Below are 20,894 nucleotides of genomic sequence, written 5' to 3'. Positions count from 1 at the left end.
TTTCCGTTGATTATTGTTAGGTGTTACACGGCCAGGGAGAGCCTGGTCGACTCCACGGGCGCCCCGACACCGGACGCCAGATAAGGAATGACGTTGCGCACCAGCCCTTCCACATCGAGCTGCTGGCCAAAATCGGCCTGGGCGATGTCACGCAGGGCATCCGCAGAGGCCATGGTGAAGACGACGGTGCCCAGGGTGAAGTGCAGGCGCCAGAAGAGATCCGCTGGCGACAAATCCGGATTGGCCTTGGAGATGGCCTGGGTGATCCCGTGCAGGGTCGCCCCATAATGGGTGGTAATAAAGCGGCGCAGGTGGCCCTGACTGTCGATATAGCCGCGCCCCAGCAACTGCATGAAGAGCGCCGGACCATTCGCCCTGACGGCCGACAGTTTCATCAGAGGTTCGACAAAGCTCTCGAACACCTGCAACAGGGTCAGCTGATCCTGCGCCATCAACGTCTGCAACCGCCCGTCCAGTGCCGGCATGAAGAGGCTCAGATAACGGTCGAGCACCGCCTGGATAAGCTCCTTCTTGGAGCCGAAGTGATAATTGACCGAAGCCAGGTTCACATCGGCCTCGCTGGTGATCAGACGCAACGAGGTATCGGCGAACCCCCGCTCGGCAAACAGCACCTCGGCGGCGTCGAGAATACGGTTCTTGGTATCGATTTTACTCACTGGACACCTCACTTAAACGAATGTTTAAAAAGTACGTTTCACGCCCACCCATGTCAAGAGAATGTGAACAAGTGTTGGCTAAATGTTTTTAATCAAAAAAGATGGAAGATGGCGGGAACTTCGCGGCGAGACGGCACTCTATATCTATGCCACTGCAATTAAACATTAAGTCTCGCCCAACCTGCGCCATGCTAGTTGGGCATTTTTTTGCCCTGCCGTCACCCGATGCGCTGAAAGAGAACCAAAAAAAAACCGTCGCAGGTGCGACGGCGGGGAAAACGGGTCTGACTATCCAGTGTCGACCCATCGATGGGTGTTCAGGCTTGCATCGATGTCGCCATCCTCGCAGTGAAACGTCATCAGACTTTGTCAGCACAGACCCAAATTGTGACAAAGTATGGCAACCAGCCACATGGCCCGGCTTCGCCAATCTTGCTATGCTGTCGCCTCATGCCAGAGGGGAGAGAAGATGAAGTATACGGTCGATACCCACACGCACACCGTCGCTAGCACCCACGCCTACAGCACCATTCACGATTACCTGCCCATCGCCAAAGCCAAGGGGATCAAGCTGTTCGCCACCACGGACCATGGCCCGGACATGGCAGATGCCCCGCATTACTGGCATTTCGTCAATCTGCACGTGTTGCCCAGGGTCGTGGACGGGGTCGGCATCCTGCGCGGCATAGAAGCCAACATCAAGAACATCGATGGTGAAATAGACTTCCCCGAGCGCTACGAGTCCCGGCTCGACATGATCATGGCGGGCTTTCACGAACCGGTGTTTCCCCCCTGCGATCAGGCGACCCACACCCAGGCCATGATCAACGCCATTCGAAGTGGTCGGGTCGACATGATAAGCCACCCCGGCAACCCCGCCTTCCCCATCGATATCCAGGCGGTGGTCAAGGCAGCGGCAGAGTATCGAGTGGCGCTGGAGGTCAACAACTCCTCGTTCAGTCACTCCCGTGCAGGCAGTGAAAGCAACTGCCGCGCCATCGTCGAGGCAGCGCGCGATCTGGGTGCCTACCTCACTTTCGGCTCCGACTCCCACGTGGCATTCAGCCTCGGCGACTTTGATCACTGCCATCGGCTGGTCACCGAAGCCAACTTCCCACATGAGCGGATCCTGGCCCGCTCCCCCCGCGCACTGCTCGATTTTCTCGAGAGCCGCGGCCGTGCCCACATCCCGGAGTTCGTTGACCTCTGATATGCCTTAACATCATGAGCCAACTCATAAAATCGAGTTGGCTCAATTGACTTGTCCGGCTTTTTTCACGACTCTGAACATCAAGCCGCCGGTATAGCTCAGTTGGTAGAGCAGCGCATTCGTAATGCGAAGGTCGTAGGTTCGACTCCTATTACCGGCACCAAATAAAACAAAAAGTTAGCTTCATTACGAGGCTACCCCTTTGTGCTTTTGGGCTTGGGGTACCACATCTAGCAAACAGCAGGAACATAACTGTATCCACTTACCTAGCCACTGGCAGAGGTCCTCCCAGCGGGAGTTGTAACAGGGGCTCAGGTGCTCTTGGCGCATCATCCAATCGGCGGACCCCGTGCCTTGACTGGCCAAGCCTACGCGTCCCAATCCCTTGGCTTTGATCTGGTCCATCACAGCCATCAGCGCATCAGATTGAGCGGAGGACGGAGCAAACAGATCGGCCTGTTGCTGCCCCTTGGGAGTGAACTCACTCAGCATGACCCCTCCTTTCTGATAACGGTAACCGTCGCGCCAAATCTGCGGTAGCAACACGCCCACTTGTTGCAGCAACAACGGGGTGTCATCGCTAGGGCTGACTAGCCGAACGCCGGCCTGCTCACTGTAGTAAGGCGCTCGTTCGTCAAACGGGCTGGTTCGCACTAACAGGTGCACCCGCTGGCAACACATCCCCTCGGCACGCAGCTTATCGGCTGCGCGAGCCATAAATTCTGACAACGCTTGAACCATTTCCCTGCGGTCAGTCACGCGTTTCCCAAAGGAACGGATCGAGAGGATCTACTGCTTCGCCACCGGTTCAACGGTCAGCTCTGCGCAAGGCAAACCACGCAGCTCCTGTACGATCTGCTCGATCATCACGCAGTATTGGGCGCGTAACCCCTTGGCATCGTTAGCCACAAAGTCAGCCACGTTGTTAATGTCTTGTGCCACCACTTGGCCCCCAAGCGCAGCGCGTCACACAAGTCAACGACGCCGCCAGTTGCAGGCGACTTCTTGGCTGCATAGTTGGCTAGCCTGGAAGGGTTGGCCCTTTATGCTGTTTGTGGATGAGCGAGACGGTGGGGCGTCAACGAGCGCAGTCAGCTGTCTCATTGATAACCGGCTTGCAATTGAGACGGTCCAACTGGTGCAGCGAGCCGTATTGGGCCACCAGTCGGTCTATGGCCATCTGGGCGCAGGCTGTTCTGCTGGGCTTATTTTCAGGTATTGCATAACGAGCGGTGAGCCGGCCGCCGAGCAGTGCTATCCGGTAGCAACTTGGGATGTGCGTGAGCGACGTCCCTATATCCCTACCGTGAATGAGGAAAGGCACGCTTTGCCCAGTGATGGCCATTTCACACCACCGATTTACTTTCAAAATGGTGGGTCACAGCGCCCGCCTCCGGGTTGATGCTGATAAACGCCGGGGCCTGCGGGTTGGGTTCGTGGGTTTGCAGGCTCGAAGTAGTGTGCCTCCAGCGTGCACCGGCGATAAAGGTCGATCAGCTTGCCTTTGGCAACTGCATCAGGTGGCGACGACACTCCTCCGCCGACGGAATATGCGCTTTCCTGATGAGCTGAAGGTAAATATCTTGCGCCAGATCTGCGGCATCGCAGGTATTGCCCAGCCTGTGCCTTAGCAGCGAGCAGAGCCCGTTATGCCTGAGTGTGTCTATTGATTCAAACCGCCTAGTAGGGGAAGCGGCTTGCGTTCGATTAGGAGGGGTCATTCTTGATCTTTTTGAGGATGAGCAATGAAAGTGGCGTCGGCCATGGCCCGGGCTGGCTGGTGTGCCAGTTCGATGAAGGCGCGCACATAGTCGATATTGGTATCAGCCTCGCGAGTGCCTAAGAAGATCTGTTTGGCTATGCCGTGCGGCCCCAGCCGTAGGGGCACCACCCCCATCCTAACGGCGTACTCGTCGACCAACCAGCGTGGCAAGGCTGCCACGCCACGGCCGCTGGCCACCATCTGCACCATGATGTCGGTGGTTTCTATGGTTTTGTGGCGCTTGGGCGTAACACCCGCCGGTAGCAGGAACTGGTTGTAGATATCTAGGCGCTCGATGTCCACAGGGTAGCTGATCAGTACTTTGAGGTATCCTGATTTTCACAGACAGTCCCGATTGTTACGATGAGACAATCGGGGGTATTGAATGAAATCGAGAGAACACTATTCACCAGAGTTTCGGGCAGAGGCGGTTCGACTGGTGTTGGAGCAAGGCCTTGGCCAAGCTGAAGCCGCCAGAAGGTTGGGTATTGCCAAAGGCACACTGAGCAACTGGGTGGTCGCAGCCAAAGGAGGAAAGGATACATCGGCCATTCCCGGAGCGCGTTCTGTCGCCGAGCTGGAGGCTGAAGTGGCCCGGCTACGCAAAGCTCTCGCACAAGCCAACATGGAGCGCGACATCATAAAAAAGGCCGCCGCGTACTTTGCTCAGGAGTCACTGCCAAGTACGCGTGGATAGCCAACCAACAGGACATCTATCCCATTTCCGTTATCTGTCGTGTGCTGGAGGTCTCTCGTGCGGGCTTCTACCACTGGCGCCAGCGTCCACCGTCACAGCGCCAACAAGAAGATGAACGACTCAAGGTCGCCATTCGGGCTGCTCACAGCAAGACGCGCCAGACCTATGGCGCATCGCGTTTACAAGCTGAGTTGGCCGCCGAAGGATTTTACGCTGGGCGGGACCGGATTGGGCGATTGCGCCGTGAAATGGGGTTGTCTTGCAAACAAAAGCGCAAATTCAAGGCGACAACCCATTCTGCTCATTCCCTGCCCGTGGCGGAGAATCTCCTTGGTCAGGTCTTTGCGCCGACGAAGCCCAACGAAGTCTGGACCGGTGATATCACCTATATTGCCACCGACGAAGGCTGGCTTTATCTGGCTGGTCTCAAGGATGTGTTTACCTGTGAGATAGTGGGTTATGCGATGGGAGAGCGAATGACCACCGGGTTGGTCAGTCAGGCGCTGTTTCGGGCTGTGCAGCAGAAGAGGCCACCCGTTGGGCTTATTCATCACACAGACCGGGGCAGTCAGTACTGTGCCAAGGCTTACCGGGCTCTCCAGGTACAATTTGGCATGCAGACCTCCATGTCACGCAAGGGGAACTGCTTCGACAATGCCCCGATAGAAAGCTTCTGGGGGTCTCTTAAAAATGAACTGGTTCACCACCATAGATTCGAGACGAGAGCGGAGGCCAAGGCAGCGATTCAGGAATACATAGAGATTTTTTACAACCGCCAGCGTCGGCATTCACGACTTGGCAATGTCAGCCCGGCGGAGTTTAACAAGAGGTATTGGAGAACTGCTCAGGCTGCTTGATCCGGGACTGTCCGATCTTGTCAGGACACCTCAATGCTGCACGGGCGGAGTTCAGCATCCCCGACGATTTCGGCGTGCTGCATGGCAAGCTGTTCAAGCTTTTCGTCAACTCCGGCACCTATCAAGAACGATTTAGCAAGCTTCCAGTCATTTGCCTGAGTGCAGCGACCAGCAAAACTTACCAGCGCACGACCAATCATCACCCAATCCTCGGCGTTGAGTACCAGCAAAACGAGCTGTCATCGACCGACCTGTACTTTGCAAAAATGGGGATGCAGGTTCGCTTTTTCATGCCGCCCAAGAGCGTGGCTCCATTGGCTTTCTACTTCTTTGGCGACCTGCTGAGCGACTACACCGATCTCGAACTGATCGGTACCATCAGCACGATGGAAACGTTCCAGAGGATCTACCGCCCCGAGATCTATAACGCCAACTCGGTGGCAGGACAGCTCTATCAACCAAGTCTGAAGTCCGAGGACTACTCGCTGACGCAAATCGTCTATGACCGAGAGGAACGAAGCCAGTTGGCTGTCAAACAGGGCAAGTTCACTGAAGAGTACTTCATCAAACCGTACCAAGACGTCCTTGAACAATGGGTCGCCGAATCCACGTACTGATCTGACCGGCATTTGCCTTGAAGGAACACATTATGTTTGAAACTTCCATCACTGGTAGCCTGCCCAAACCGGCCTGGCTAGCTGAAACCAACAAGCTCTGGCCCCAATGGGCGGCTAAGGGTGATGCACTCCTGCAGGCCAAAGCCGACGCAACTCTGCTATGGATCAAGGCCCAGGAAGACGCTGGGCTGGATATCGTGTGCGATGGAGAGCAATCGCGTCAGCACTTCGTGCATGGCTTTCTGGAACAGGTCGAGGGCATCGACTTCGAGCACAAAGTGAAGATGGGCATCCGTGACAACCGTTACGATGCAATGGTGCCGCAGGTGGTTTCCGACTTGCGCCTGAAGGGCCGCGTACATGCCTTCGAGGCCCAACTGGCTCGAGCGCACACCAAGAAGAAGCTGAAGTTTACCCTGCCTGGCCCGATGACCATCGTCGACACGGTGGCAGACCGCTTCTACGGAGACAAGGCCAAGATGGCCTTTGCCTTCGCCGAATTACTTAACCAGGAGGCCCTGGCACTGCAGGCCGACGGTGTGGACATTATCCAGTTCGACGAGCCAGCCTTCAATGTCTACATGAAGGACGTAGCCGATTGGGGCGTTCGGGCGCTCGAGCGTGCGGCGCAGGGTCTGCACTGTAAGACAGTGGTACACATCTGCTATGGCTACGGTATCCAGGCCAATACTGACTGGAAGAATACCCTGGGCGATGAATGGCGCCAGTACGAGACGGTGTTTCCTGCGCTGGCCAAAAGCAGCATCGACCAGGTGAGTTTGGAATGCATGCACTCGCACGTGCCCCTCGAACTGCTGAAATTACTGGAGGGCAAGGATGTGCTGGTTGGCGTGATCGATGTGGCCACAGACGTAGTCGAAACGCCCGAAGAAGTGGCTGATGCTATCGGCCAAGCCCTGCAATTCGTGCCAAAGGAGCGGTTATTCCCCTGCACGAACTGCGGCATGGCGCCCATGCCGCGTGACGTGGCTCAGCGCAAGCTACAGGCCTTGGCTGAGGGCACGAAGTTGGCCAAGGAGCGCTTGGCCGCCAAGTAAGCACCGGTTCTGTCCAATAGGGCCCGTGGATGTGAAAGGTCGCGCCTGCACTGCAGGCGCGACCTTTATACTATTGATGACATTACGTGGTGAGTTCGAGAGGGACGAGTCCTATGGGATTACAGTTTGGGCTGGAGGATGTAATTGCCAATTCGCAAGGAAACTGTCTGGCGATTAGAAACACAAGGTGTCTAAAGAAGCCAGGGCGATTCATTTCACACCTCCGGCTTGCGTTCAAAGTGGCGGGTTACAACGCCCGCTTGCGGGTCGATGCTGATAAACGCCGGTGCCTGAGGGTGGTACAGGTAGAGCCGCGCCAATTCAGCGCTAAACGCCTCGACGTTCGGTGCAATCACATGACTGGTATCCCCCTCCGCGTAGGTAAACGTCTCCAGCTTTTCCGTGTGAATCCAGATACCGAAGTACCAAGCGTCTTCATCGGTGTCGTATTGCTGCCAGCCCTGGGCCAACAGCGTCCGGTCGTAGTAGTAACGGTCAGCCTGATGGCTCCCCCGGTCGATGTGGCAACCCGTTCCGGTGAGCTCAAGCGAGATACGCCCTACCTTCAGAGCCTTCTTGACCCGGCGCAAGAGTGTGAGGGCCTTGGCTCGGCTGCGGCCATTACCAAGCGGGAGTGGCTGCTTAGCCCGTAATGCCAGGTGGCTCATTATCTTCGGCGCGGTGTTGTGGTTGAGCTGGCCGATGGCAGTGGTGATCTGTCGGGCGGACAGGGTGTGGTAATCACTCATGTCATGCATGGTTGGGCTTCCTTCAAATGCAAACAGCCCCTCGATGTGAGGGGCTGAATGGGGTTGTGGTTGGTTGTATTAGGGGCGGTGACAGAAGTGAACACAAGGGCTCTTGGGGGGTGACATCAATTATCGAGGGAAGACTCTTGTCATCCTCTCAAGACCAGTCGAATGTGGACTGACGGCCTACAACCATTGCTTGAGGCGGTTGACGTCTCACTGATAGCAGCGTTGGTGGCTGTGCCAAATCACCCGCTCGGCGGCAGCTTCCTGTAGCGCAGTGGTCACGATGCGGGGAAGAACCAGATTTGTTCCATCCCAGTTATCCAGGGCCAGCACGCCGGAACGCACCTGTCCTGCCAACTACGTGTCGATCTTTTGGGTCAGCTCCAGCGCGATGCGCTCATCGATATGGGCTCAGAGCATGGTAATAGTGAGCTCTGGCGCCATTAGTGGTGCTGTGGACGTTGTCATGCTCATGTGTGACTACTCCAATCTGGCGCATCATTGCTGCCATGGTTGACGTAGGCCCCGACAATCACCCGTTGCCACTCGCCGACCGGTTGGCCCGCTGCATTACAGGGGCAACGAAAGCGGGCAAAGCTAATCTCTCGTGGCAGGTGCTCACGCATGTCACGTGGACTGACAAAGAGCATGGTCTTGTACAGCACCGGGTTGGGCGCGACCAACAGATTACCGATACGCCGCCCTTCGATATCGTGGGCATAGGCGAAACCTGGCAGCATCAACTGCTGGGCGATGAGCTTTGCCAGCCCAGGATGTACACACATAGCTTCCGCCACGGCGGCCTGACTAAAGCTGTCGATGAACTCAATCATACTGAGCTCCTTTTATGTTTGATGTAAACCCAGAAGGGATGAATCGGGGGAACATGGATTACAGCATTCCACGCTCAGCCATGGAGACGACCCCTTCGGCGCCAATCACCAGGTGGTCAAGTAGGCGGACATCCACTAGCGCAAGGGCATTGCGCAGGACGTCCGTGATTTGCTTATCCGAAAGGCTGGGCTCCGGGTAACCAGAGGGATGATTGTGGGAGCAGAGGATAGCTGCACTGTTAAGCGCCAAGGCTCTCTTGACCACTTCTCTTGGATGCACACTGGCAGCAGTCAAGGTCCCGTGAAACAACTCCTCCAGGGCGATAACGCGATGTTGATTATCAAGAAACAGCACGGCAAAGGTCTCCCGCTCTCGTCCTTGAAGCAGGGTTTGCAATCGTTGAGCTGCCATCTGGTGAGAGGTGATTGCAGAACCTTTGGCAAGTCGCTTGCGGGCAACCTGGTTGGCCATATGCAGCAGGTCTTGCTCGGTCACCGGTTCGGTGACGACATAGGTGCCAGGGAATTCCCCAGCCTTGAGTTTGTGGTAACGCATTATGGGTTTCTCCAAATAAACAAAAACCCCGACACGCAGATAGCATGTCGGGGTTAAAGAGAGGTAATTGGGGCACACCTAGGGGAGATCAGGTGGCTTTGGGAATAGCTCCGGCTCTCGACGCTGGCGTACTCTTCGCCGGCATCAGCGACTCTGGGGCCAACACGTTCAGCAGGGTAGTAGCCAGAGCAAGGCAGCAGGCTTCCACGACCCACAGATAAACGCTGTAGCACTGAATGGTTAGTGCCACTATCACGTACAACCTGCGTCTCTCCCTCCCGATTGATGACCTCAGGATCAATGGCTATCGGTTTTTTAGGCATCATCGACCTCCACTTGAGGTAAGGGGTCACTCTCCACGCAATAGCCGTGATGGATACAGGTGCGCTGCAGGTTGCTCAGAAAGTCTCCCAGTACACGGGGCTGATCAGAGAACGGGACGGGCCCTGCCTGGCTACGCCAGAAACAGCGGCGCGTGGGATCCACACATATTTCATCTATCGGCTGGCTCATGGTGCGCCAGTCCTCAGCATTGGTGAGGGAGAGAAGTTGCCACTGCATGCCAGACCAACGTAGATGCAGGGTGACGGTGCGGGCGTTCGGGCTACCAGGAGTCAGATGCAGCAACCAGCGCTCGCATCGGCGAGTCGGCTGCAGTTTGGCTTTTGCTGCGACCAGTCCCAACCACTGGCGCGAGTAGTGGGTCAGCGGCAGTTCGTTAGTCATCACACACCTCCTAATCCCCACTCACGATGACGGTGAAATACCCCAACTGGCCGTAGCCAATGAAATTGCTCTGCCACAGAGCGAACAGTTCGCGTGCTTCCACGCCGTCCAGTGGTCCCCAGCCCCGCAGATAGTGCTCGTTACAGGAGAAGTTGAAGTCAAGCTCCTTGCAGAGCTCCGCATCCTGGCCGAGCCCCTGATAGCTAAAGTCGGTGATGTAATCGAAGACCCAGCCGTGCAATCCCCGAATAAGCCGTAGCTCGACAGGGTGGACACCACCGGTTTCGGCACTGTAATCGGGACTGCGAAAGTTGAAGGTTAGGGTCGAGAGGTTGTTGAGGTCGAGCCGTTGCTCTCGCACAACGCTGCGCAGTAAACCAGGTAGCTTAGGAGAAATCGGCAGAGACATTCCTGCCAAGTGAAATGGCATAATCATAATGATGTGTCCTTCTTGTATCGAATGTGAGAAGCGTTAATCCCTGAACCAACGCCAGGCGCGGTAGAGGCCATAGGTGGCTGCAAGGGGGCCCGCCAGCGAAGAAGCCGTTGTACCCAGTAACGCACCGACTGCAGCGGTCACAGCGGTAGTCGCTGACAGGGTCGGTACCGTGCTGCTGGCCATGCCAGACAGGGCGACCTGAGGGCGCTTCTGGGTCACTGTGCGAAGTGCCTGATGTGCGATACACCCCGTGGAAATGAGCTGGTTAATCTGCTTGCTGTAGTGAAAGCCCTCGATGCACCAAAGCACGAAGTGTTCGCAGTTGTTAAGGAGCGTGCTGTAGTGGGCCTCTCCAAGGCGGGAGTAAGCACGGTCGATGCTCTCTTCCCGATTGAAAACACGCGAACGATGGTGCTGGATACGGTAACCCCGCCCCTGGCCAAACTCGGCAAGCGTGGTGATGGCTATCTGACCGGAATGTATTCCGGCACTTACCCCCTGGTAGTGGATGACCTGATAATCCCCCAGGTAGAGGCCATGGTGCTGGTAACCGGCACGGGGTGAAACGAGGTGGTCCCCCGGTTGTGGTAATGGCATGGTTAATCCTTGTCTTTGTAAGAAAAGCGGCATAAACAAAAAGGACACCATCATGGTGTCCTTTAGGGGAGATGTTCTGTTGATCAGGAAAGAGGGACTCTTACTAATCCATCGGTGAAAACCAGAGATGTTACAGTTTGAGCGAGCGCTTCATCCCCTCTTTGGTTGCTAACTGTTTAATGAATTCAGGGGCCCACTTTTTGCCTGTCACCACATCAGCAATCATCTTGTCGCTCATATGCGGCACGTTATAAATGAGCTTGATGATAAGGCCTCCTAGGCTGCTGCCATTAATCGTTGTTAGTGTTTTCCAAATTCCCATATCGCAAACCTTTATGATGTAAATTTGACCACCTATGAGTGCACCTCAATGGAGCGCTGTCAGCGATCTCTACAGACCAACCAGTAGAGTAATCCCGCCAAAATCGGGTCGATGATCAGCCCGAGAATGAACCACCCCCAAAATGAGCGACCGTTGCTCGAGGCAACAATGCCTAGCAGCAAGGCAAGTCCGAACCATAGCAGTGGAATGATCATGTTTATTTCTCCTGTTACAGGATGTTGGCAATAGGGGGCCATCCGACGAGATCCCAAGTCGGTTGGTAGAGTGTGGCTAGCATGCTGCCAGTGGATGCACTGGTAGATGACAAAGGCCACCGTGGAAGATTAGGTATTAGATTGTGATGTGAGCTCCATTCATTTTAGGTCTAGAAATTTCAAAAATAGATCTAATTAGTTGATATTCAACCTTTTGAGTCCTTAATGTCAATGGGTCCATGGTCAACCATAAGGGTTGACTGGAGGACTTATGACTGACATCAACTTTGAAGAGCTTGCCAAGAGCGTTGGTAAAGCGATTGGACGCCAACGCCACCAGGCAGGGCTGACTCAAGATCAAGTGGCTGAGCACCTAAAAATAGGTATGGAAGCCGTCTCCCGAATGGAGAGAGGTCTCGTGGTGCCGACAGTCGTGCGGCTCGCTGAGCTGGCTCAGCTGTTTGGCTGTGATCTCGCAGACTTCCTGTGTGAGACCAGCAATCGTCCCACCGAACAAGGCATGGTGATTAGCCAACAGTTAGCCAAACTCGACACAACAGACAGGGAGCTTGTCCTGGAGGTGGTTGGTAAGCTGGCGGCAAGACTGGCACGTTAATGGCTTGCTGTTCGCATAGATGACTGACGGATGCTGATAAACTCAGGAGGATACAATGGCCCTTCCATGCGGATTTACAGCAATCTGTGCTTGGTGTCCCCTGATGATATCTATCTGAGTTTCTTTTCAATCGAACCGACAAAGTACTAACCGAGGTCTGCCAAGGCGAGGTTGGCGCGATGGTGTCTCCATACGCCCGAAGGTCCGGCGACCAGCTGGCAATACCGCCAGTATTTGCGTATCCAGCTTGGTCAGATAACTCAGTGCATTAATCAGGTTTATACGCTTGGCTGTATCGCTGTAGTGGACCATCCCAATCCCATCAGTACCCCATTCCTGATATTCCCCCCGCCTGATCTGACAATTGAAATAGCTCCCGTTATTGTCGGTTATATCCTCCCACAGCTCCCCCAGTGTTCTACTCAGCGAGATATCTCGTTGGTGAACAGCCCCATTAAAAATGAACGTAATGTGGGTATGAAAATGTCTATCAACACCAAACTCTAGTTTCCATATATAGCCGACCAATGCAGGATATTTGTTCTGTACTCGACGAAGGTAACAACGCAGGTCATCCGTCACGAGGTCTAACGTTAACTGATCGTAGTAGTATTCTTGATAGCCGATATCCAATCGGATGACTAATAGCTTGGCATGCTGGTCGAATAGGCTAGTAACATACGTCTCTATACTGAGCTGATTGCGGTATTCAACGCGTTTGAGGTTCTTTAGGCGCTTACGGTGGACCTTACTCTTGAACTCTCTTAGAAAAGCATACAGCGCGTTATTGATATCCCTGGCCAATTCGTCACCGACATCACTATCGAGATCTTTCTCATGGATGAGGTGCAATCCATAGACCTCTCGCATATGCGTTAGGAATAGCTCTATCGTTGGATGTGATGACGATATTTCCTCATGACAATAAAAATAATCACACACGGTATCCAACGCATTAAAGAGTTTGGTTGATAGCCTACGACCTATGCAAGTGATGCGTGACTTATCTGGTGCTGAATAAACGGCTCTGACAATAGGAAGCGTTATATTTTGGAGCAGGTCTGGTATGGATAGGATATCTAAAAGTCTGACTGGGTTAAACATGATAACCTCGTTTAGGCAGGAGTAACCCTACACTGTGTGATAAACACACGCGTACATAGGGCGATTAGTGGAGTGGTATTGGTTATATATGAGAGGCTGTATAGATAACTAGTGTTGAACTAAATAATAAATAAACCTAATGTTCGATACATTCATTTTCCCATCTAAATATCCGAACGAAAACATAAGAGGGAAACCCCATTTTATTTAATTGACAACTATTCAACACATGCGAGTTGAGGCTGTAAGTTATGGAGCTCACTAAGTGTGATAAGTGCACTCCAGACTGACTTCGACGCTATAGCTATAGACAATGTACTCACGACAACCAATTGAGTACTGAATTGTCTCGGATGGTTTGGGGTATAAGTAGTCATAGCAAGCTAACATTTCCATACCGAACTGATTGATAAGGTGGTTGATGAGCAGATTTTTGTCTTGGCTGATCATGGTTATGTCGTGATTTTTGTCATCAGAAGGGTGTGTCAGTAAAAAAAACATTAAGAAAATATGTATAGAATACAGATGGATATCTTAGATAAACAGTTTATCGGTCTACCTGTCGCCTTCACGATCGCGGATAGATGGTATAGGATAGCCAGAACACATAATCGTAAGCCATTGTTTTTTATGCACTAAAAAAGAATATTAACTTTAATGGGGGGGGGATCGTGGAATCAATTAGGTGTAAATATTCCTACCTTTCGGCTATAAATGAAGAGATGAGGCTTGCTTTCTTAAATTTTAATGAGTGTAGCCACTCTATTTACTATCGCATAGATAAGAGTGGCTCAATTTTGATTAATGCATCATCAAAACAACCTTCTGTGATTTTTTTAGGTTCATTTTATAGCGCACTCACTAGTTTTACTTCATGCATTATTAAATTAAACTCAGTTAAAGAATCGCTCCCTCCCCCAAAGAAAACAAAAGAAATAATAAGACCTGAAGCTAAAAGCGTTAACGTTTTGGATGTTGCCTATGAGCTACGAGATGAAATTGAAAAATTAAAAACTCATAAAATAAATCCATTGCTATACTTTTTTATAGAATTCTGTAAGTGCCATCGCATCAATATTTATGATATGCATCCACTTGATATACGTAAAAACTTCATGACGTTTATTTATCATAAACCATATTACACAAGTGTAGCTAACCCTATAAAGGACATGAGTAAAGAGAGCGTTAATGACAATGAAACTCGCAAAACAAAAGTTATTAACAAGAAACAGATTAAAGAGTTCTATTTTTCTGCAGAGAAAAATATTGCTTCTTGTATAAATTACATTGATGATCTAGTTAAGATTCATGGTGGGTTACGTGTAGTTACGATGCGACTTGGGATAATACCAAATAAAGACATATTTGATGACCCTTTTAAACGTGCAACATCCTTTTTAGATTGCGAGAGTGATTTAATCAGCATGCTGCATCTGAAAGACCGTCTATTAAGGAACTTAGTTAGAGACGCAACATTAAAAAACATGGTTGGTTATATAATGAAAGTGGATCACTCACCATATATAGGGTTCCATATCCACTTCATCTCTATATTTACCTCTGACATTGAAAGTGATTTACCACTATTAATATATGAATTCTGGAACAATAGGATAACCGAGAAAACTGGGTACACATGGGGTTATCGTTTTGAGTCCCCTGCCTCAAGAAATGCATATGGTGATGAGTACACTCTTAGCATTGATGATTCCAAGGATAAGCTTGATTTAAAATTATTTATTAGGCAAATGCTGCTGCGAGACAAATTAATCAAGATCGATATTCCTAAGAGGCGTACTTTAGAACGAGGCATAATCCGCGACACCATTGAAAACAGAATACTATTAAGTAGTGAAAAAAGGGATATTTTACGTGATATATTTAGAAAAGCAAAAGATGACAATGTATCTATTAAGTCTCTAGTGGAGTTTTTCTCACAGGTTTAGCTAACACTTGTTTTTGTAAAATCACTACTATTGAAAATATCTCAAAAATCAATTTGTGATTATTTAATGCAGTGTTGTTGATTATAATAACTGTACCGATATGGTTATCACCTGACACCGGCCTCAAACCGGTGTTTTGGTTACGCTGATTTAGAGCGCAGTTCCTTCGGTGTCAACTTTTGCCCCTTCTTGAACATACGATAGGAGGTATGTACCTCCAACATCCTACCCAGATGTGACAGCTGGGTGTTGCAGCGCTCCAGATAGCGATGTAAGTCTGTCTGAATCTGCCCCACTGACTCATTCCGGGACCTTACGGCTTGGTCGTCCGCCTCTTGATAAGGAAGTGTTCATCCAGCATGGTACGATGCAGTCGTTCGATAAAGTCATTGCTCTGTGGCCTGCGTACCGTGTTAGCCCAGAGTTCAATCCCCCAGTTGCAAGAACAGCTCGTTGGGATGATGGTCAGGGCGTCCGCAGAACGCGCGCCAGTTATCTGACAGGAGATGGGATAGACACACGGTTCATGTGCTTCAAAGAACGGCAGGACCGTTTCATTGAGCACATGAACCGAAGTCACCGGCAACTTGCCGGTATAGTGCCGTCCCCAGGCATGACGGTTTTAGCCGTCCAGCACGATTCCCAGATACACCTTGTCCCCCTTGAGTACACCGACGATGAAGGTATCGCACGCCACCAGTTCCCCAATGTAGTTAACTTCGATCTGGCGTTCGCGAAACTCAGGACTGAAGCGCTAGAGCAGGCGAACTTATTCATCATTGAGCTCCATCGTCTACTCCCGATGGGTTTTCTCGAGGCACAACAAGCGGCCGAGCTTGGAAAGCAGGTCGTGACGTTGTCATACGCCACTCAGATCGCCCGCACTGACGTTGATGCTTTGCAGACACGTCTTTGTGCAGACCACAGCGGGTACTGGGTTGGATTGGTGAGAGAGTTATCGAGGATGGCCTGTTCAATCTCGGGAGCGACCCGGTTGGGATGTGCCCTTTACAGCCGGGCAGTTTGTCGAGCAAGCCCTCGGCCGATCAGCTTGCAGGCTTTGCTTACGTTATTGAGATCTTTGGCGAGCTTTAACAAGCGGAGTTTACAGCGTACTATTTTCTCGTTGCAGGTCAACGGTGACTCCAGATAACACGGTAGGGATACCGTTTTGTTATCCGGTTTGAAGCCATATGACCACTCCCTTGTGGACAACAGTCAGGTGAATAGCACTTTCATACCTTTGTCACCTGCCTCGATTTGGCTTCTCGACATGACAGATAAAAAAACGGGGCGAACCTAGTGGTTCGCCCCTGATGCTTTTTACGTCAACCCCGAGGGGTCAACCCTGTTTGTCTGATGCCGGCTCTGCGTCCTTCGGCGCCTGCCAGCCGCCACCGACGGCCTTGTAGAGGGCGACCTGGTTACTCAGCTGGGCGAGCCGGGTGCTGATGAGCCCCTGCTTGGCGCTGAACAGGGAGCGCTGGGCATCGAGGCGGGTCAGGTAGCTGTCCACCCCTTGCTCGTAACGCACCTCCGCCAGCCTGAAGTAGGTCTGATTGGCATCCACCAGCGCCTGTTGCGCCTGCAGCTGCTGCGCGTAGTCAGCCTGGGCACCGAGGGTATCCGCGACCTCCTTGAAGGCGGTCTGGATGCTCTTCTCGTAGCTCGCCACCGCCTGCCTGGTCCCCACCTCGGCCACGTCCAGATCCGCAACGCGCTTGCCGCCATCGAAGATGGGCAGATTGATCTGGGGCATGAAGGTCCAGGTGCCGGTGCCGCCGTCAAACAGACCGCTCAGCTGGTTGCTGGCGGTGCCCGCCGTCGCGGTGAGCGAGATGGTCGGGAAGAAGGCGGCACGGGCCGCCCCTATGTTGGCGTTGGCCGCCTTCAGGTTGTGCTCCGCCGCCAGGATGTCCGGGCGTTGCTGCAACAGGCTGGAGGGCGCCCCCACCGGGATCGGCGCCAGTTTCACCTCGGCCAGGGTGGCCGGTTGTGCCGCCAGCACCGGGATATCGGTGCCAAGCAGCAGGGCCAGACCGTTTCTGTCCTGCTTCACCAGACGCTGGTATTGCGCCTGGCTGACCTTGGCGTTTTCCAGTGCCGTGCGCCCCTGGGCCAGCTCCATCTCGGAGGCGGCGCCCAGGCGGTATTTGTGCTCGGTCAGGGCATAGCTCTCCTGCTCGGTGGCGAGGGTCGCCTGGCTCAGGGCCAGCAACTCCTGATCCGCCAGCAGGGTGAAGTAGGCATTCGCCACCGAGGCCACCAGCGCAATCTGGGTGCTGCGCTGGGTCTCGATTTGCGCCAGATAGGTCTCAAGGGCCTGATCTTTCAGGCTCTGGATCCGGCCAAACAGATCCAGCTCATAGGCGGTGATGCCGATGTTGGCGCCGTACTGGCTGCTGATGGTGCCCTGCCCCGTACTACTGAGATCGTCGGATCCCTGCTGGCGGGTGCCGCTGCCACTGGCGGCCAGGGTCGGCAACTGGGCCGCCCGCTGGATACGGTATTTCGCCTCGTAGGCCTCGACGTTGAGGGCTGCCAGGCGCAGATCCCGGTTGCTCTCAAGGGCGGTGCCGATCAGCGTCTGAAGGGCCGGGTCCTGGAACTGCTGGCGCCAGGGGGCAAGTTCCCCCTTGGCGGCCAGGTCAGCTTGCCAGGAGGCGCCTTGGGGCAGCTCGGGGCGCTGGTAGTCGGGGGCCATGGAGCAGCCCCCCATCATCAGGGTCACGCCCAGGGCGATCAGGGTCTTAGTCATGGTTGATCTCCTTGGTGTGGACACTCTCTTCCCCGGCATGCTTGCGTTCGGTGAAATAGCGCATCACCAGCACAAAGAACAGCGGCACGAAGAAGATGGCGAGCACGGTGGCACTGATCATCCCCCCCATAACGCCGGTCCCGATGGCGTTTCGGCTGCTGGCGCCCGCCCCGGTGCTGATCACCAGGGGCAGTACCCCCAGGATGAAGGCGAGCGAGGTCATCAGGATGGGGCGCAGGCGCTGACGCGAGGCCTCCACCACCGCATCCCCGAGCCTCATCCCCTTGTCGTGCAGCTCCTTGGCGAACTCGACGATGAGGATGGCGTTCTTGGCCGACAGCCCGATCGTGGTGAGCAGGCCTACCTGGAAGTAGACGTCATTCTCAAGCCCGCGCAGGGTCGCGGCCAAAATGGCCCCCAGCACCCCGAGCGGCACCACCAGCATGACCGAGAACGGAATGCTCCAGCTCTCGTAGAGGGCCGCCAGACAGAGGAAGACCACCAGGAGCGAGATGGCGTACAGGGCCGGCGCCTGGGAGCCTGCCTGACGCTCCTGGAAGGAGAGGCCGGTCCACTCGATGCCGATCCCTTCCGGCAACTGCTTGACCATCTCCTCGATGGCCGCCATGGCATCACCCGTACTCTTGCCCGGGGCCGCCTCACCGACGATCTCCATGGCGGAGACACCGTTGTAGCGCTCAAGACGGGGCGAGCCGAAGCTCCACTCCGTGCTGGCAAAGGCGGAGAAGGGCACCATCTGGCCCGCGCTGTTGCGCACGTACCACAGCTTCAGATCTTCCGGGTTCATCCGGAAAGGGGCATCCGCCTGCAGATAGACCTTCTTGACCCGGCCTCTGTCGACAAAGTCGTTCACATAAGAGGAGCCCCAGGCCGCCGACAGGGTGTTGTTGATGTCGGTGATGGAGAGCCCCTGGGCCAGCGCCTTCTCGTAATCGATCTTGATGTCGAGCTGGGGCGTGTCTTCCATCCCGTTCGGGCGTACCCGCACCAGGTTGGGATCCTGCGCCGCCATGCCGAGCAACTGGTTGCGCGCCTGCATCAGCTTCTCGTGACCCAGACCGCCGCGGTCTTGCAGGAAGAAGTCGAAGCCGGTGGCCGTGCCGAGTTCCGGAATGGGGGGCAGGTTGAAGGCGAAGACCTGGGCTTCCTTGATGCTGAACAGGAACCCCATGGCGCGGCCGATGATGGCATTGGCGCTGCGCTCTTCCCCCTTGCGCTCGCTCCAGTCCTTGAGCTTGATGAAGGCCATGCCGCTGTTCTGACCGCTACCGGCGAAGCTGAAGCCCGCCACCGTCAGCACGGAGTCCACGTTCTCCTTCTCGTTCTCGAGGAAGTAGTCGCGCATCTCCCCGAGCACCACCTCGGTCCGCTCCTTGGTTGCCCCCACCGGGAGCTGCACCATGGACATGATGACCCCCTGATCCTCTTCCGGCAGGAAGGAGGTGGGCATGCGCATGAAGAGCACCGCCAGCACCGCCAGCATGGCCAGATAGATGATGCCGTAGCGGGTGCCCTGCTTGATCACCTTGCGCACGCCGTTCTGGTAACGGTTGGCGTTGGTGTCGAAGAAGCGGTTGAACCAGCCGAAGAAACCGCGCTGGGCGCCGAATTCACCGTGCTTCATGGGTTTGAGCAGGGTGGCGCACAGGGCCGGGGTCAGGATCAAGGCCACCAGCACCGAGAGCACCATGGCCGAGACGATGGTGAGGGAGAACTGGCGATAGATGGCACCGGTAGAGCCTCCGAAGAAGGCCATGGGCACGAACACCGCCGACAGCACCAGGGCGATGCCCACCAGGGCGCCGGTGATCTGGGTCATGGACTTGCGGGTCGCCTCGAGGGGGGAGAGATCCTCCTCGCTCATCAGACGTTCCACGTTCTCCACCACCACGATGGCATCATCCACCAAGAGGCCGATGGCGAGCACCAGACCGAACATGGTCAGGGTGTTGATGGAGAAGCCGAAGGCCGCCATCACCCCGAAGGTGCCGAGCAGGACCACGGGCACCGCGATGGTCGGAATGAGGGTCGCCCGGAAGTTCTGCAAGAACAGATACATGACGCAGAACACCAGGAAGATCGCCTCGATCAGGGTCTGCACCACCTCCTCGATGGAGATCTTCACGAACGGCGTGGTGTCGTAGGGATAGACGATTTCCATGTTGGCCGGGAAGTACTCGGAGAGTTCACCCAGCTTGGTCCGCACGTGCTCGGCAGTGTCCAGGGCGTTGGCACCGGTCGCCAGCTTGATGGCGACGGCGGCGGTGGCCTGGCCGTTGTAGAGCGCGGTCGCGTCGTAGTCTTCACCGGCAAGTTCGACCCGGGCCACGTCCTTGAGCTGGACCTTGGATCCGTCCTGGTTCACCCGCAGTAGGATGTTGTTGAACTCCTCCACGGTGGAGAGCCGGGTCTGGCCCATGATGGTGGCGGTAAATTGCTGATCGCTCACCGCAGGGGTCCCCCCCAGCTTGCCGAAGGCAACCTGGGCGTTCTGGGCCTTGATGGCGGCCTGAATGTCGGCCGGGGTCATCTGCACCCGGTTGAGCTTGTGGGGATCGAGCCAGACGCGCATGGAGTACTGGCTGCCGAACAAGGTGATGTCACCGACCCCGTCCAGACGGCTCAGGGGCTCCTTGATGTTGGCTACCACATAGTCCGCCAGGTCATCGTTGGTCATGGCGCCATCGGTGGAGATGAAGGCGGCCACCATCAGGAAGCTGCTGGAGGTCTTCTGGACCTGCACGCCCTGTTGCTGCACCTCTTGGGGCAGGAGCGACATGGCCTGTTGCAGCTTGTTTTGCACCTGCACCTGGGCGATGTCGGGATCCGTGCCCGGCTTGAAGGTGAGGGTCACGCTGACGTTCCCTGACGAGTCGGATTGCGCCGACATGTAGAGCAGGTGATCCAGCCCGGTCATGTTCTGCTCGATGATCTGGGTCACCGAGTCTTCCACCGTCTTGGCGGAGGCCCCCGGGTAGCTGGCGGAGATGCCAACCGCCGGCGGGGCGATGGTCGGGTACTGGGCCACCGGCAGGCCGATGATGGCCATGGCCCCGGCCAGCATGATCACCAGGGCGATCACCCAGGCGAAAATGGGTCTATCTATGAAAAAACGTGCCATGAGG

At 54.7% G+C, this 20,894-nt stretch carries 20 protein-coding genes, 1 tRNA gene and 2 pseudogenes; 7 read left to right on the top strand and 16 right to left on the bottom strand.

All coding sequences use genetic code 11. From position 1 onward, the window contains the following. Window positions 1–23: 23 nt before the first annotated feature. Window positions 24–677, bottom strand: coding sequence for a TetR/AcrR family transcriptional regulator (locus tag PG879_RS04165; RefSeq protein WP_005324182.1), 654 nt, complete (start codon window positions 675–677; stop codon window positions 24–26). Between the two features lie 469 nt (window positions 678–1,146). Between PG879_RS04165 and PG879_RS04160 the strand changes: the two genes are divergently transcribed. Together PG879_RS04160 and PG879_RS04155 are read left to right on the top strand one after the other, a co-directional pair. Beyond that, on the top strand, window positions 1,147–1,887 hold the full coding sequence (locus tag PG879_RS04160) for a phosphatase (protein ID WP_005324180.1): 741 nt from the start codon (window positions 1,147–1,149) through the stop codon (window positions 1,885–1,887). Between the two features lie 87 nt (window positions 1,888–1,974). Then, window positions 1,975–2,050 (top strand) — tRNA-Thr (locus tag PG879_RS04155). Between the two features lie 23 nt (window positions 2,051–2,073). Here PG879_RS04155 and PG879_RS04150 read toward each other — a convergent pair. The 3 genes and pseudogenes from PG879_RS04150 to PG879_RS04140 all read right to left on the bottom strand — a co-directional run bounded on the left by PG879_RS04150 (window position 2,074) and on the right by PG879_RS04140 (window position 3,952). Beyond that, entirely contained in the window at window positions 2,074–2,379 is a 306-nt protein-coding gene (locus PG879_RS04150) for a DUF4113 domain-containing protein (RefSeq protein ID WP_227656713.1), read from the bottom strand. A gap of 15 nt (window positions 2,380–2,394) precedes the next feature. Further along, window positions 2,395–2,628, bottom strand: a pseudogene (locus PG879_RS04145) (DinB/UmuC family translesion DNA polymerase); the annotation flags it as partial. A gap of 976 nt (window positions 2,629–3,604) precedes the next feature. Next, window positions 3,605–3,952, bottom strand: a complete 348-nt coding sequence (locus PG879_RS04140) for a LysR substrate-binding domain-containing protein (RefSeq protein ID WP_270829804.1) — start codon at window positions 3,950–3,952, stop codon at window positions 3,605–3,607. Between the two features lie 82 nt (window positions 3,953–4,034). Here PG879_RS04140 and PG879_RS04135 point away from each other — a divergent pair. The 3 genes from PG879_RS04135 to PG879_RS04125 all read left to right on the top strand — a co-directional run bounded on the left by PG879_RS04135 (window position 4,035) and on the right by PG879_RS04125 (window position 6,878). Beyond that, window positions 4,035–5,203 (top strand): IS3-like element ISAeme20 family transposase gene (locus PG879_RS04135; RefSeq protein WP_085943968.1). Its coding sequence is split into 2 segments (ribosomal slippage): window positions 4,035–4,290 and window positions 4,290–5,203, totalling 1,170 coding nucleotides; the frame shifts between segments, so codons are not numbered across the junction. 17 nt (window positions 5,204–5,220) lie between these two features. Continuing rightward, window positions 5,221–5,820 (top strand): putative oxygenase MesX, encoded by a 600-nt coding sequence (locus tag PG879_RS04130; protein WP_270829802.1) that lies wholly within the window; start codon window positions 5,221–5,223, stop codon window positions 5,818–5,820. 32 nt (window positions 5,821–5,852) lie between these two features. Continuing rightward, window positions 5,853–6,878: a methionine synthase gene (locus PG879_RS04125; protein WP_182975915.1), complete on the top strand. Its 1,026-nt coding sequence runs from the start codon at window positions 5,853–5,855 to the stop codon at window positions 6,876–6,878. Between the two features lie 215 nt (window positions 6,879–7,093). Here PG879_RS04125 and PG879_RS04120 read toward each other — a convergent pair whose 3' ends face one another. The 8 genes from PG879_RS04120 to PG879_RS04085 all read right to left on the bottom strand — a co-directional run bounded on the left by PG879_RS04120 (window position 7,094) and on the right by PG879_RS04085 (window position 11,321). Further along, window positions 7,094–7,636, bottom strand: coding sequence for a hypothetical protein (locus tag PG879_RS04120; RefSeq protein WP_053288302.1), 543 nt, complete (start codon window positions 7,634–7,636; stop codon window positions 7,094–7,096). 467 nt (window positions 7,637–8,103) lie between these two features. After that, on the bottom strand, window positions 8,104–8,466 hold the full coding sequence (locus PG879_RS04115) for a hypothetical protein (RefSeq protein WP_053288301.1): 363 nt from the start codon (window positions 8,464–8,466) through the stop codon (window positions 8,104–8,106). Between the two features lie 58 nt (window positions 8,467–8,524). After that, window positions 8,525–9,022, bottom strand: coding sequence for a RadC family protein (gene radC / locus PG879_RS04110; protein ID WP_010673722.1), 498 nt, complete (start codon window positions 9,020–9,022; stop codon window positions 8,525–8,527). Window positions 9,023–9,337: 315 nt separating this feature from the next. Then, a complete protein-coding gene (locus tag PG879_RS04105; protein WP_236758718.1) occupies window positions 9,338–9,748 on the bottom strand; it encodes a hypothetical protein in 411 nt (136 codons plus the stop codon). Between the two features lie 10 nt (window positions 9,749–9,758). Further along, on the bottom strand, window positions 9,759–10,184 hold the full coding sequence (locus PG879_RS04100; protein ID WP_010673719.1) for a DUF2787 family protein: 426 nt from the start codon (window positions 10,182–10,184) through the stop codon (window positions 9,759–9,761). A 36-nt stretch (window positions 10,185–10,220) separates the two neighbouring features. Next, a complete protein-coding gene (locus PG879_RS04095; RefSeq protein WP_216987186.1) occupies window positions 10,221–10,784 on the bottom strand; it encodes a lecithin retinol acyltransferase family protein in 564 nt (187 codons plus the stop codon). A 130-nt stretch (window positions 10,785–10,914) separates the two neighbouring features. Then, window positions 10,915–11,106 (bottom strand): hypothetical protein, encoded by a 192-nt coding sequence (locus PG879_RS04090; protein ID WP_010673717.1) that lies wholly within the window; start codon window positions 11,104–11,106, stop codon window positions 10,915–10,917. A gap of 59 nt (window positions 11,107–11,165) precedes the next feature. Next, window positions 11,166–11,321, bottom strand: coding sequence for a hypothetical protein (locus PG879_RS04085; protein WP_010673716.1), 156 nt, complete (start codon window positions 11,319–11,321; stop codon window positions 11,166–11,168). Window positions 11,322–11,592: 271 nt separating this feature from the next. On the opposite strand from PG879_RS04085, the gene PG879_RS04080 reads away from it, so the two are divergent. Further along, window positions 11,593–11,937 (top strand): helix-turn-helix domain-containing protein, encoded by a 345-nt coding sequence (locus tag PG879_RS04080; RefSeq protein ID WP_010673715.1) that lies wholly within the window; start codon window positions 11,593–11,595, stop codon window positions 11,935–11,937. Between the two features lie 126 nt (window positions 11,938–12,063). On the opposite strand, the gene PG879_RS04075 is transcribed toward PG879_RS04080, so the two are convergent. Beyond that, on the bottom strand, window positions 12,064–13,041 hold the full coding sequence (locus tag PG879_RS04075) for a YagK/YfjJ domain-containing protein (RefSeq protein WP_236758717.1): 978 nt from the start codon (window positions 13,039–13,041) through the stop codon (window positions 12,064–12,066). A gap of 722 nt (window positions 13,042–13,763) precedes the next feature. On the opposite strand from PG879_RS04075, the gene PG879_RS04070 reads away from it, so the two are divergent. After that, the gene (locus PG879_RS04070; RefSeq protein WP_127904524.1) at window positions 13,764–14,990 is read left to right on the top strand and encodes a hypothetical protein; all 1,227 of its coding nucleotides are present in this window, start codon (window positions 13,764–13,766) and stop codon (window positions 14,988–14,990) included. Window positions 14,991–15,130: 140 nt separating this feature from the next. On the opposite strand, the pseudogene PG879_RS04065 reads toward PG879_RS04070, so the two are convergent. The 3 genes and pseudogenes from PG879_RS04065 to PG879_RS04055 all read right to left on the bottom strand — a co-directional run bounded on the left by PG879_RS04065 (window position 15,131) and on the right by PG879_RS04055 (window position 20,890). Next, a pseudogene (locus PG879_RS04065) lies at window positions 15,131–16,127 on the bottom strand (IS481 family transposase). A 205-nt stretch (window positions 16,128–16,332) separates the two neighbouring features. Next, window positions 16,333–17,748 (bottom strand): efflux transporter outer membrane subunit, encoded by a 1,416-nt coding sequence (locus tag PG879_RS04060; RefSeq protein WP_043155092.1) that lies wholly within the window; start codon window positions 17,746–17,748, stop codon window positions 16,333–16,335. Further along, the gene (locus PG879_RS04055) at window positions 17,741–20,890 is read right to left on the bottom strand and encodes an efflux RND transporter permease subunit (protein WP_143237809.1); all 3,150 of its coding nucleotides are present in this window, start codon (window positions 20,888–20,890) and stop codon (window positions 17,741–17,743) included. Before PG879_RS04055 ends, PG879_RS04060 begins: the two co-directional genes overlap by 8 nt. Window positions 20,891–20,894 lie beyond the last annotated feature (4 nt).

The sequence above is a fragment of the Aeromonas sp. QDB63 genome, assembly GCF_027707425.1.
GTDB lineage: Bacteria > Pseudomonadota > Gammaproteobacteria > Enterobacterales > Aeromonadaceae > Aeromonas > Aeromonas caviae.
Note: the sequence above shows the minus strand (reverse complement) of the source record. Positions and strands in the feature narration are given on the sequence as shown.